Origin of the sequence: Robertkochia marina, assembly GCF_004799345.1 — a bacterium.
Classification (GTDB): Bacteria; Bacteroidota; Bacteroidia; order Flavobacteriales; family Flavobacteriaceae; genus Robertkochia; species Robertkochia marina.
Window position 1 is genome coordinate 651,592 of record NZ_SSMC01000003.1, and the last position, 12,715, is coordinate 664,306.

Consider the following 12,715-nt stretch of genomic DNA (forward strand, 5'->3'; position numbering starts at 1 on the left):
GTTAATATTTAAATTTTTAGGAATATATGAAACTAAGTTTTGTATTACCAGCCTACAATGTTGCTCCTTTCCTCCAAAAATGCCTTGATTCTATCTATTCCCAGAATATAGAATTAGAAGATTATGAGGTAATCGTTATAAATGATGGCTCTACAGATGATACCGAGAAGATATTGGAACTTTTCGCATCTAAATATTCTAATTTCCGATTTTATTCGATAAAAAATGGGGGAGTAGGAAGAGCGAGAAATTTTGGTATGGATCGCGCCAAGGGTGATTTCATCTGGTTTGTAGATCCGGATGATATTATTTCGAAAGACGTGTTATCAAAAATAATAGGCCATCTAAATGCTTCTATGGACATTGTTTTTGTAGGATATCAAATAATAAAGGGGAATAGGAGTATTAATAAGGTTAGTTTTGAGCGGGGGGTATGGGATACTGCTGACTTTTTAAATTCAGGAAATTACCATAATACCGTTTGGTGCAAAATTTTCAAACGAAAATTTCTATCAGACAACCAATTAAGATTCAATGAAAACCTTGTTGTATCGGAAGATTTAGACTTTAGTTTTAAAGCTTTGATGAAGGCTGATATTGTTAATACACTGAATGTTTTAGCATATGAATATTTTATTAGAAATGGTTCACTAATGAACAGACGTGATCAAGAAACAATGAATAGACTGGCTAGGCAAAGCCTTATGACTAGCAGGGAACTTCTTAAAGCATTGAGTACGATTGATTCTAAGATACTTAGAAACGCCTTTGAAAAATGGTGGGATCAATTCAATTATGGTCTAATTTTAAGTCTTTACAGGTACAATTATTCCGGAAAAGTGCGAAATGAAGTTATATGTGGATTATCATCAATAGGAGCGTATCCGTTGAGGAGTACTAGTGGATTCAAAAAATGGGTGATTAAGAAACCATGGCTAATCAAGCCTTATTTTAAGTTGCGCGGGTTATAATCGTCAATTGATAGCGTTAAATTTAGAAATAATGTAAGATGAAGAAATGTTAAAATTTCATGTTTGATAATCTTCGGAAGGGATAAGCATCGTAGGTATGAGTGTGTTTTGTCGAATAAACAGCGCATTTAATCTATTGTTTGATTTTTTTATGCATATTGCTAATGTTGATAATTAATTAATTATGAGAGTTTTAACCTACTTTATGTATTTTTCCAAGGCATTTTCTACCTTTTTAATGATCTCCTTCTTATTATCATCCTGTTCCGATGATATCACAGATGATTTGTTAAATAATGATAACTTCCCTGAGGAACAAAGTCCTGATACCAATGTAGATCCTCCTGAAGAAATTGGTGAAATAAATAATCAAATATGCGACTTTGATTTCTCTTCATTAGATCCCGGAGATACTTTTCTGGTCGATTGTACTATAGATTTAAATGGAGATGTAGTGAATCTACCACAGAATTTAACTCTTGATTTTGATGGAGGTCAGATTATTAATGGAGTTTTAAACTTTGACGGCGGTAAAATTTCCGGCAAACTGTTAAACTATCGATTAGGAATTGAGGGTTCTGCTCAATTGATCGAGGAGGAAGCGGTTTTATACAAGGAAAGGTGGAACCTAATAGAAGGACCTGTCTCTAAGGAGATCGCTCAAAATAATACCGTAATGATAAAGTCGTTCTTAAAGCAACTTGAACTTTTGAATGCAAGCATTTTATTAGCCTTCGATTTAGATATATACCTGAATTCAGAAAATAGATACCAGGTACCTTTTGATCTCTATTCAAACTTTACGCTTTTCATGAATGAACAAACCTTTTTAAGGGCTTTTCCAGGAAGTGGTAATCATTCAACCTTATTAATCAGAGTACTAGATGCTGAAAATGTTAAGGTGTCAGGAGGGAATTTAATTGGAGAGCGAAATGAGCATGAAACCCAAGAAAATTATTATGGTAATTTGTTAAAAGTGAAAAGCGGGGTTAATGTTTTGATCGAGAATACTGTTATGAAATATGCAGGTTCAGATGGAATAACCATTGAAAGCTCATTACACCCTTATGAAGCCGGTTATATTCCAAGTAGAAATGTGGTTGTTCAGAATTGTGTTTTTGACTCTTGTAAAAGGAATAATTTATCTATCACGGATGGCGAGGAAATTGTTGTGCAAGGCTGCACATTTTTAAACGCAGGAGTTGATTTATCTAATTCTAAAGGTGAGGCTCCAAGGTATGGTATTGTGATCGAGCCCTTTGTCAATAATGCAGAACAACCGTGGCAAAGAGTTCAAGGAGTGAAAATTATTAACAACGTAGAAAGAGGCAGTGCTGCTGGTGGCTTAGTCGCAGCAGATGGTGATGATATTTTGGTATCTGGTAATCAATTTGAGAAGCGGGTAGCAATTACTGCGGCCTCCAATGTGACTATTGAAAATAATGACTTAAACTCGAGTATTTTAGCAGGGTTATTAAACTCTTGGTATAGTTCTCATCGAATGAAAAATACTGTAATAAGTGGAAATACAATCAATAATACTGGAGTTGGAATTTCAGCAACACAAAAGGATATTAAGATATTCGATAATGTAATAAAAAACTGCGGGGTAGGCATTCAATTGAGGGCATTAAAGGATTCTGAAGTGTACCAAAATACCATAATTTCAGAAGGCAATAAGGGAGATGGGATTAATGCATTGGATTATTTAGATAATGTGTTGATTCATGATAATGTTGTGGATGTTGATGATTATGGTCACTTTTTTGATGGTGTTAACTGGGATGATGCTCATGACCAATACTCCTTTGAGATTAGAAATAATAATGTACAAGCGGGAAATATGTCACAATTTAAATATACCCGTGGTATGAGTTTAGTACAAAATGACTATGTAAACGGTATTAAGCTATTGGCAAGTCGTAATATACTTTTATCTGAAAATGAAATTGATGCTCAATCACCATTTTCAATTGAAATAGCCAGTTATCTATGTAATAATATTAAAATTTCAGATAACATTATTAATAACTCAGATACCGGTAGAAATGGTAGTGGGATTATTTGTTCCGGTTTTGGTTACGGAGAAAATAAGTTTATTGAGATTAGAGGTAACATCTTTAATGTTAAGGGGTATAATAATGGAATACGCCTGGAGGGGATCAACGAGGTCATTGTAGAAAATAATAGTGGTACAATTGAATCTGGTCCTTTAATTTATTTTCGAGGAGACAATAGCAGGTTTATTAACAATCAAACACTGAATTCTGATATCCAAAACGATATCGTAGGGCAAAATAATTTAATTGAGTAGTTGAAATTTTAAGCCTAATAATGGTGTGTTACTTTATAAAGCGATAACCTTTTACTCAGGGCTATCGCTTTATGTCTTAAGCCGATGAATATAGTAAAATTGGATAATACAGTAAACTGAATAGTATGTAGTCTTTTGGATTAGAATATAGGCCTTTTAGGCTGCTTTTACTTCATGGCGACTGCTTCAAACCGGTAAAAGTACATAAAGACCAGTTATTTTGGAAGTATTGTTTCATAAGTGTTCATTGTTTCAAAATAAAGAGCAATGTATTTATCTACCATTAAACTTAAATCATAATTTTTCGATTTTTTCAAACCTGATTGTATCATGTTATTTCTTGTAACATTTGAATTGGATATTTCCACAATTATATTTTTTAACTCGGCATGATCTTTTTTTTCAAAAGTTTCACCGGCATCCCTCAATAATTCAATTAGACCACCAACTCGGGTACCTATAAAAGGGATGCCGGCTGCCATACTCTCGATTGCTACCAAGCCAAATCCTTCCCAGTCTGTAGACAAGATGGAAATATGGGCTGTTTTCAATAGTTTAGGAACGTCATTTCTGTTGCCAAGGAAATAAACTTGTTGATTCAAATTCATTTTGGTTGCTAAATCCTTGTACTCTTTTTTTGTTTTTCCATCACCTACTAATAACAAGATGTATTTTTTGGGGAGCTCCCGCATAACTTTTAAAAGGGTAAGATGATCTTTTGGTTCTCGAAAGGCGGATATTTGTATTAAAAGGATATTATCTTCAGAGATGGTAATTCCAAAACTTAGTAGGTCACTATAATTGTATTTTACCGCTGTTTGGAATGCAAGAAGGTTAATTCCATTATAAATTAACTTCAAATTATTAGAGTTTCTAAGGTGTTGAGTAAGCCCTTTATATACTTCATTCGTAATACATATGATATTATCATAATGAGTATAAATCCATTTGTCAATTTGCGCTAAAATTTTGTTTTCTGTTCGTTTGTTTTTTGTGCTATGTTCAGTAATTATGATCTTGATAGATAGGTTTCCAATTATTTTAGCAATTACCACAAAGTATTGTGAGGGAAATAAATGAGCATGCACAATGTCAAATTTGCCCAAAATTTTCACCAGTTTGAAAATTAATTTAGGATTGTATATAGAACCTTTGGTGAGGAAAATAATATTGTCAAAACCTGAATCACGTAATTTTTTTAGAAATAAAGACTCTCTATTACAGAGTAGAATTAAAGTAACATCAATTCCTTTTCGTTTTAGTTCTTGTAAAGTGTCGATTAGAAGCCTTTCTGCCCCTCCTATATCTAAGCTGTTTATGACATGAACAATTTTCATAATTTTGAACGAAGTCTTACATATCCATAAAGGAGAATACCTAACGGAAGGCAAATTATGACCCCTAAGATATTTTCTACCTTTTTTAAATAAAAAGTATTCTTTAAAATAAGAGCGCTAGATATTAAATGCGTAATATCCATGAATTTTCGTTTTATGGAATTGCTATGCCTTAACCTATTAATTCTTGCAAAAGAAAATCCGTTGGGATTATTTCTGTATTGCTTTATGATGTTTTTCGTTGACCCATCGTCCATGTAGTTGACAATACAATAAATTTCATTGGATGTTTTGAGCAGGTAGTCTTGGTCGATGAGCAGATATTTATAATCCAAGGGAACAAAACTTTCATTTTCAAAAACAGGGTACTCCGGATAGGCTTTAATAACGTCTGTTCGGTAGATTAATTTTTTATCTCCTTTAACATTGTACTTCTCATACAAATCTTGCAGAGAACTTTTTTTAATCTCCTTTGGAATTTTGGTGCCGACAATTTCACCGTTTGGAAAGGCATCTAAACCTATAATGCCCGCATAGTTGTCTTCCAAAAGCTTAGTTTGACAATAAATCTTTTGAACTGCGTTTTCTGCGAGATAGTCATCACTGTCAATGCAAACGTTAAAAGGAGTGAATATGTTTTTATAAGCAGTATTATGCGCTCCGTGCATACCTTGATTCTTTTGATGGATATATTCAATTTTAATGATATTATCTTGCTGCCATTTAAGTACAATTTCTCTGGTATTATCATTAGATCCATCATCAATAATTAACCAAATAAAATTTTTCAAATCTTGTTTCAAAAGACTTTTATAAAGCTCGGGAAGACAATAAGCCCTATTATAGGTAGGGGTGAAAATTGTTAAAAAGTAGGCGCCAGGTGAGAAGTTAGATGTAATAGACATAATTCATAAGATAAGTGAATAGAAAATAGCTTGAAATCACCCTGCTTAACCTTATATGTTGAGAATGGATTTTATCCATTTTTAAAAAAGGATAAATGATGACTAATCCCATCATAAACCAGGATAAGTATGCAAAACGATTAGAAAAACTTGCACGGATGACTAATATCCAAAAGGCATTAGTTAACAAATAGATATTTAAAAGAATGTGATAAAATTGATCGGTATAATTTTTTCTAAACACAAAATAATAACCTACAAATACGGGAGCCATACTATATAACAAGAAATCAAATCTGAACCCCGTAGACTTAAAGGAGTTGTTAAATTCTTCCGAAGTTAAATAATCGCCAAGGCGCTCTCCTCCGAAACCCAGGCTGGCAAATAAATTTTCCCAAAAACCTCCCAAGATCAGCGATAGTGGGATGCTGAGAAACCAAATCATAAAATACAATTTAGTGTTAGGTTTAAATAAAACGATAAAATAAGCTAAAATTGGAAGTAATATTGATTGATGTATAAGCGCAGCGGCAAGAGAGAGTATAACTAAAGTTGGTTTAGACTTCTGAAAAGATAAGGCAAGAAGGAAGAAGGAAGTTGCAATACCATTTCTAATTCCGTTGGTTCCGTAGGTCCAAAAAGAAAATGAGACAATTAGAATTACGAACGCATATACCCAATGATTTTGAAATAATTTGATGGAAATGATTAGCAATGGTACTGTATAGAAAAGTGAACAGAGGAAAAAGAATAATTCTACTGAAATAGTCTGGCTAGAGATGTAAAGAAACCATTCAAACAGATAATCATGAGATGGCATGAATGGCATTCCGTTAGCATAATTTGTAAAGTGTCGGCTATAAGTTACCATATCTCCAAAGTGCCAACTAATGGGTCTAAAGCCCATAAAAAGAATGACAAATGAAAATAACAGAATTCCGAAAACAGTTAAATAGGTTGAGTTTTTATTGTTATGAAGACTTAAGGTAAATGCGTGCAGGTTTATGATTAACACTATGACCAAACATACATTTATATAGAAATTAAAATATTGGGAAGGGTCTAGCATAAGGTACTATTTAAAATAAGAGTTCAGAACACTGTCGATCTCGAACTTTTTCAATAAATCATCTTGATTTTGAAGCAATTGATTTTTGTATTTTGAATTATCGTTTAATATATCCTGCAGACCATTCATATAAGCAACTTCAGCTTTATCAAGAGATTTAGGCATTTCTCCCCAGGTTTTGTCTATTGGGTTGAATTCTTCAAGTTTCGGAGCAATTAACCCGGCCGAAGTATTAATAACCTGGTTATGGCTATTATGAGAATCTTTTCCCAAACTCATTATTTCCTCAATACCGGAAGTGCAATTTGTGCAAATCGTAGGGATGCTTAGAGCTATAGCCTCTACTATGACATTCGGGGTGCCTTCGTAATAGGAGCTTAAAGCGAGCACACTTGCCCTATTGAGATATTTATAAGGGTTTTCTTTGGCACCCAAAAAATGAACTTGTTCTGCAATTTTAAACTGTACAATCTGGTTGTTTAGAATTTGCTTAATCTTAGGATCTCCGTCACCAATGAAAATCAGGTTGTACTTTTGGTCATGTGTCTTATTTAATTGGTTAAAAATTGATATAAGATGCCATGGGGCCTTTTGATAAGTTATTCTACCAACAAAAATGATTACCGGTTTACTAAATAATGCGCTTTCATAGTTGTTGTCTAATTTTTCTACAGATAATTTTCGAATATTCTCAATATTATGAGGGTTGTAAATTACTTCGATATTAGAGAAGGGATAATGGCAATTATTTATTAAGTCATTTTGGATATGTTTGCTAATTGCGACTACTTTTCTGAAGTTTTGATAAGAATTTTTGTACGCTCTCTTGAATAACCAATTGAATACTGATTTATTTTTGAATTCGATACTTTTAACACCGTGTAAGGATGCTATTTTAATTTCTTTGGTTCCGGATATGGAACTAAAGAAATTTGAAAAATCTCCAAAGGAGATAGAATGTGTGATCTTCTTTTTTTTTATAATTTCATTCAGTCTGGAAGGAATATCCTTATAGAAAAATATTCTTTTTAGAAAGTTAAGTTCTCCAAGGTCTTCCAGTGAAAGGTAAATTTCATCATCTCCAAATTGGATCAGATCATTTTGTTTTTTAATGATCTTCAGACCATATACTGCATAATTCATTGTTTTTAACCTGCTATAGAAAGAATAGGCTATTCTTTCCATGCCGCCGATTCCACCGTATGGGATTATGAGTAAGATTCGCTTGGTTGGGTTCTCAATAGTTTTATATACAGCCGATTCCATTGTTCGTTGATCTGGTCTGGTAAGTAATTTAATGAATTTTGCCGCGCTTTTTCCGACATTTTTAATCTGATCTCATTGTTTTCGATTAATAATTTAGTTTTATCGACATAACTTTGAATGTCATTTAACTTGATTAGAAAACCATTTTCCCCATGTGAAATAATATCAGCCGGTCCGGAAGGACAGTCAAAAGCAATACAGGGCAGACCACAAGCCATAGCTTCTATGAGTACAATCCCGAATCCCTCCGACCTTGAAGTGGACAGTAGGATAGAGCTTTCTAAATATTTGGCCCAAATATTTTTGACAGCTCCGTGAAAATAAATTTTGCTTAATTTTTTTCTCTTGACCAACCTGGGATACGTCAACTGTGGGTCCATATCTCCATACACATGTAATTCCCAATCGGGAAAAGATGGTTGTACCTGCTGCCAGATATTTATTAACATATCATACCCTTTATTAGGACTATGAGCCCCGACAACAATAATTCTTTTGTTTTCTTGACTACTCACACCCTTAGGAAGTTGACTTATGGGGTTTGGAATGACTAAGGTATTCTTGACCGACCATTCTTTACTGTTTCCTTCTGTGAGAACAATGAATATATCGAATTTACTTGCAAGCCATGCATAAACGACATCCCCTAACTTCTTAAACCCAGGGTTCTGAAATGGTAGGTTCAGGGCCTTACTTGCATGGCGTTCATAAATTATTTTACCCTCATGCTGTATAAATAATGGAAATAATAATCCTTTTAGTCCGTCATCACATACAGTTATAATATCGGGTTGTATTTTTTTGATGATTCTATTGATCTCTCTAAAGTAGGCAGCATAACTATAAATATTAAAACTCTTAATAAGAAGATTGTGCCTGATAATATTGGGGTGGAAGGTAAAGAAAGGAGAAAGATTTTCGTCGTCGTTTAAGGTGATGATATGTATTAAATAGGAATTGTTGTCAAGTAGCCATTTCGTTTTTTCTGCAAGGATTCTTTCCAGTCCACCGGAACCGGATATCTGGTTGGTTACATACAATAATTTGGTGGATGCTAGATCTTCCATATATGCTGTTTTAATTGCTGAATGGCATTACCGGCCATATTTTTATTGTCCTTAAACTCGGGTTTATTTTTGAATATCAAATAGAACACTCCGTTAATAATGAAAATACATACGATTATTTTTATGAAGATGTTCAATAGAGGAGGGAAATGTAAAGATGAGGAAATAGGATATATGATTATAGCTGAGATAAAAATAGCTGTTAGATATAATCCAAATTTTTTCAAATACACAATCGGTGACTGGTTCATGCCCAGTGATAATACAATATAAGGGTCATACCAAAAATTGGTGACAATTCGGGCAATGGCCGTAGCCAGTAATATGCCAAAAAGCCCCAAATAGTTACCTAGAATAAAAGATAGGATGAGATTGATAATGGCAGTAACAATCACCAACCATTTACCATATCTGAAAAATCCGTAGGTAGACTTAAAGGTCCATATGGCACTTTGCATGCCAACCATAAAGAAATTAACACCAATCATAATGATTACCGAAGTGTTTAACACGTAATCCTCTCCGATCCATAACACTATAAAGTCATTGACAAGGAAAACAAAACACAGCACGAAGAAGCCGTAAATCCAAAAATTCAGGAAATTAATAACATTAAAAACGGAAAACTGCTTGGCTTTACTCTCTTTTATATTGAGCTGGGCAATACTGGACGACATATTACTGAAAATCTGGGTAATAATAGAGTTTGACAAGCCAATAATGAGTAGGTAGTTAGACATGATTCCCACAAGCCCGAGGCCGGCGAAATAATTAATGAACAGGTTGTCTGTATTGTTAACGGCAATACCAGAAACCTTAATCAGAAATGTTGCCTTGGTGTTGGTTATGATTTCTTTTCTTATACTTGACTCAACGTTTGAGGGTCTGTTAGTTTTGAGAAAAGGGTAGTATTTATCGGTGATTCGGGAAATGGAGAGGTTAGACAGTAATTGAAAGATTAGTTGGGTAAGAAGGTAGCCTATAAAGCTCTTAAAAGTTATGAGAACAATTATCTGGGTGATACTCTGTAGCAGGTAAAATACCAAATAATTCAAAGAAACGGCATAGTTCCTCTGGTCTGCATTCAGTAAGGATACTTTATGTGTGAAAAAATAACTGGAAGCTGTATTGAACAGAAAAAAAAGGTATAAAAGGCTGAGACTCTCAGTTACTGATTCAGGTTTTTGCGGAATGATCTGATCAAGAAAGGGAATGAGGGCTAAGCCTAGAACAAATACTGCTAACCCAATAATACGATATATTTTTCGGTAGAGTCGTAAAATACCGGTAATTACCGCTTCCTCCTTATTGGCTAAGGGTTTGTAAAGAGAATACATAAAAGCAGATCCTACCCCAAGTTCTGCAAGGCTTAATAATGAAAGAATACTGCCATATAAACCGTTTATACCAAGATATTCAATGGCCAGATAATTGATAAAAACCGTTCGGCTTACAAATCCCATACCGGCCTGAAGGCCCTGGGAAAGTAAACCTCCTCCCATATTCTTTAAGGAGTTCATACTCCTGGAGGCAGTATTCAGACCAGACTCTCTGAACATTGTCGGATGAATTTGTAATCTTGAACTAATTGAACGGTCAACCCTTGTGTAAATGGCATAACATCGAAAGTATTGGAATAAATGCCTATACCCTTCGTATCACCCTGGCAATAATCAATCGCTCCGGTTTTTCTGGTTACTCCCATTAGGCGATTAATGCATTTTTCACTTGCTTCCAGAAATTTTCGGTTCTCCGAAACTTGAAATGCAGCCAGGAATAATTTTCCTGCCAGACAAGTAATGGAGGAATCATATCTTGAAGATGCTAAGGGAATCATTGAATTAAACCCTCCATTTTTATTCTGAAAGGGGAGTAGCGTTTCTGACGTTTTAATTATTACTCCTTTTATGAATGTTATATCATCGAATCTATTATCAGGTAATTCCTTATACATTCCAAGAAGCCCTAAAATATACCATCCCATCCCACGCCCCCATCCATAGATGCCAAGGGGGACCTTCGTTTGGATATCATAGGCATGTGATACTAAATTTGAACTTTCTAATGAAGCTTCCTGCTGATAGGTTCTTAATTGCTTTATGGCCAGATCTATATACTGTGGCTCATTAAAGGTTTTGCCGTAATATACCAGGAACGGACAAATAAACCCAAGAGTATCTACAAAGCGCACATCAGGCAGAAAAGACCTATACATGATGGTGCCATCATTACCCATCAATTTCAGGATAAAATTAAGGGTGTCGTCAAAAAGATTTTTGTATTCTTCTGGATATTCTAAGTGATAGCTAATGGCATATGCTAACAAAGCCTGATCTACCTGCTCTATTGGTGCTTTCCAGGTTTTTGAGTGAGGATCTATTTTTAATGTGAGGTATTGTTGGATATTTTGTGATGATTGTTGGGTTGAGGCCTGGCCCAAAAGAATACCTGCTTCCTGCCAAGACTGAATCACATTACTTTTGTACCGACCATTTAGCTTGTCTATGGCAATGTGCCTGTTTTGATCTGTTAATTTAACAATTGGAGGATCAAGCAACCATTTGCGATTTATAGTATTAATCTTTTCTTCCCAGACTGTCCTTGAGTGCCATCGACCGATACCAATTCTCGAATAAATCTCTCTGAAATAGAAATAAATATCGATTCCAATGATAAAATATAGGGTCAAGGTTGTAAGGGCCAAAAGGGTTAATACAATCATAATTAATCTTTTGTTTTAACAGTATTTCCAATTCTGTTGACAGAAAAATCTTACAATATTGCTTTTTAACTAATTATTCGCTCGTGTATTCTGGTTTAATTTTAAGCAATGAATAAAAGATCTCTTTGTCTAAATTTAAATCGAATTTTCGGGCAAATAATGCATCTTGAGCTTTCAATTCAATAAGGTCTTCGTTAATAAAGGTTACAGGATGGGGGACATTTGGTCGATTCCAATTGGTATAAGTGAGGGTTTTGTGAATATTCTCAAACGGAATTAAGGTGCCTACAATACTTTGGAATAAAATTTCTTCGGGGACAAAAGAATATTTTAGGGCTTTTATAACTCCAGGGTTTTGATCTAAAAACAACAATATTTTATCAATACATCCATGGGTTAAAGCCCACCATCCCTCACCTCCATAAAACTTTAAATTACGTGGGAATGAGCGTTTAAAAAATAATTTGTTTAATTGTACGGGAGAATATAAAACAGCTTTAACTAAAGATTTTAAATAATTATCTCGATAAAAGTATATGTCTCTTATAGATGGTATTAGGGTGTAATCGCGATTGTTTGTATTAGTTCTGTACGCATTAAACCTAACTCTGTTTAATCCTTTAAATTTCCCCCACATTCCTATTTCGTTCGGTAATGGTATTTGATCAATGAATTCAATATTCTCATGATCATTAAAATACTTTTTTATTTCTACGTTAGTTAATAATGGTAAACACTGACCGCTAAGTAGAATAAATCGTCCTTCAATTTTGCATTTTCTTCTTAAGTAATTTAGAGTATCAATTTGCGCTTTGATAAAAGAGTCATCTCCCCATTTAATATTATGCCTCTCTATTCCATTCAAAAATATTACTCCATTTTTTGGAGAAAGTGTTGAAAGGCTGTTTTTAAATTCGGTGATATCCGAACTTTGATCAATATGAACATAGCAATAGGTGTCATCCCCATTTAAAGCGCCGATCATAATTTTCAATTGCTCTGGATTCTTATGTGCAAAAATTAGATAGTTTAATCGCATAGTAAGTTTAAATTGAAAAGGCTTT

At 34.0% G+C, this 12,715-nt stretch carries 10 protein-coding genes; 2 read left to right on the forward strand and 8 right to left on the reverse strand.

The features are described 5' to 3' along the window. Nucleotides 1–26: 26 nt before the first annotated feature. Together E7Z59_RS13420 and E7Z59_RS13425 are read left to right on the forward strand one after the other, a co-directional pair. A complete protein-coding gene (locus tag E7Z59_RS13420; protein ID WP_136336842.1) occupies nucleotides 27–971 on the forward strand; it encodes a glycosyltransferase family 2 protein in 945 nt (314 codons plus the stop codon). A 184-nt stretch (nucleotides 972–1,155) separates the two neighbouring features. Then, the gene (locus tag E7Z59_RS13425) at nucleotides 1,156–3,285 is read left to right on the forward strand and encodes a right-handed parallel beta-helix repeat-containing protein (RefSeq protein ID WP_136336843.1); all 2,130 of its coding nucleotides are present in this window, start codon (nucleotides 1,156–1,158) and stop codon (nucleotides 3,283–3,285) included. Nucleotides 3,286–3,500: 215 nt separating this feature from the next. Here the strand turns inward: E7Z59_RS13425 and E7Z59_RS13430 are convergent, their stop codons facing one another. The 8 genes from E7Z59_RS13430 to E7Z59_RS13465 form a co-directional block, all read right to left on the reverse strand. Then, nucleotides 3,501–4,622 carry a glycosyltransferase gene (locus tag E7Z59_RS13430; protein ID WP_136336844.1) on the reverse strand — a complete coding sequence of 374 codons (1,122 nt, stop codon included), beginning with the start codon at nucleotides 4,620–4,622 and terminating at the stop codon, nucleotides 3,501–3,503. After that, nucleotides 4,619–5,527 (reverse strand): glycosyltransferase family 2 protein, encoded by a 909-nt coding sequence (locus tag E7Z59_RS13435; RefSeq protein WP_136336845.1) that lies wholly within the window; start codon nucleotides 5,525–5,527, stop codon nucleotides 4,619–4,621. The genes E7Z59_RS13430 and E7Z59_RS13435 overlap by 4 nt, the downstream gene beginning before the upstream one ends. Then, nucleotides 5,511–6,596, reverse strand: coding sequence for an EpsG family protein (locus tag E7Z59_RS13440; protein ID WP_136336846.1), 1,086 nt, complete (start codon nucleotides 6,594–6,596; stop codon nucleotides 5,511–5,513). Before E7Z59_RS13440 ends, E7Z59_RS13435 begins: the two co-directional genes overlap by 17 nt. Nucleotides 6,597–6,602: 6 nt before the next feature. After that, a complete protein-coding gene (locus tag E7Z59_RS13445; RefSeq protein ID WP_168731305.1) occupies nucleotides 6,603–7,781 on the reverse strand; it encodes a glycosyltransferase in 1,179 nt (392 codons plus the stop codon). A gap of 23 nt (nucleotides 7,782–7,804) precedes the next feature. After that, the gene (locus E7Z59_RS13450; RefSeq protein WP_136336848.1) at nucleotides 7,805–8,929 is read right to left on the reverse strand and encodes a glycosyltransferase; all 1,125 of its coding nucleotides are present in this window, start codon (nucleotides 8,927–8,929) and stop codon (nucleotides 7,805–7,807) included. After that, on the reverse strand, nucleotides 8,917–10,488 hold the full coding sequence (locus E7Z59_RS13455; RefSeq protein ID WP_136336849.1) for a lipopolysaccharide biosynthesis protein: 1,572 nt from the start codon (nucleotides 10,486–10,488) through the stop codon (nucleotides 8,917–8,919). The genes E7Z59_RS13450 and E7Z59_RS13455 overlap by 13 nt, the downstream gene beginning before the upstream one ends. Beyond that, nucleotides 10,467–11,651, reverse strand: coding sequence for a glycoside hydrolase family 88 protein (locus E7Z59_RS13460; protein ID WP_136336850.1), 1,185 nt, complete (start codon nucleotides 11,649–11,651; stop codon nucleotides 10,467–10,469). The genes E7Z59_RS13455 and E7Z59_RS13460 overlap by 22 nt, the downstream gene beginning before the upstream one ends. A gap of 73 nt (nucleotides 11,652–11,724) precedes the next feature. After that, entirely contained in the window at nucleotides 11,725–12,690 is a 966-nt protein-coding gene (locus E7Z59_RS13465) for a beta-1,6-N-acetylglucosaminyltransferase (RefSeq protein ID WP_136336851.1), read from the reverse strand. Nucleotides 12,691–12,715 lie beyond the last annotated feature (25 nt).

Bases quoted from the DNA above. Each gene is read 5' to 3' on its own strand.
- E7Z59_RS13420 (WP_136336842.1), top strand. From the start codon at position 27: ATGAAACTAAGTTTTGTATTACCAGCCTACAATGTTGCTCCTTTCCTC.
- E7Z59_RS13425 (WP_136336843.1), top strand. From the start codon at position 1,156: ATGAGAGTTTTAACCTACTTTATGTATTTTTCCAAGGCATTTTCTACC.
- E7Z59_RS13430 (WP_136336844.1), bottom strand. From the start codon at position 4,622: ATGAAAATTGTTCATGTCATAAACAGCTTAGATATAGGAGGGGCAGAA.
- E7Z59_RS13435 (WP_136336845.1), bottom strand. From the start codon at position 5,527: ATGTCTATTACATCTAACTTCTCACCTGGCGCCTACTTTTTAACAATT.
- E7Z59_RS13440 (WP_136336846.1), bottom strand. From the start codon at position 6,596: ATGCTAGACCCTTCCCAATATTTTAATTTCTATATAAATGTATGTTTG.
- E7Z59_RS13445 (WP_168731305.1), bottom strand. From the start codon at position 7,781: ATGGAAAGAATAGCCTATTCTTTCTATAGCAGGTTAAAAACAATGAAT.
- E7Z59_RS13450 (WP_136336848.1), bottom strand. From the start codon at position 8,929: ATGGAAGATCTAGCATCCACCAAATTATTGTATGTAACCAACCAGATA.
- E7Z59_RS13455 (WP_136336849.1), bottom strand. From the start codon at position 10,488: ATGTTCAGAGAGTCTGGTCTGAATACTGCCTCCAGGAGTATGAACTCC.
- E7Z59_RS13460 (WP_136336850.1), bottom strand. From the start codon at position 11,651: ATGATTGTATTAACCCTTTTGGCCCTTACAACCTTGACCCTATATTTT.
- E7Z59_RS13465 (WP_136336851.1), bottom strand. From the start codon at position 12,690: ATGCGATTAAACTATCTAATTTTTGCACATAAGAATCCAGAGCAATTG.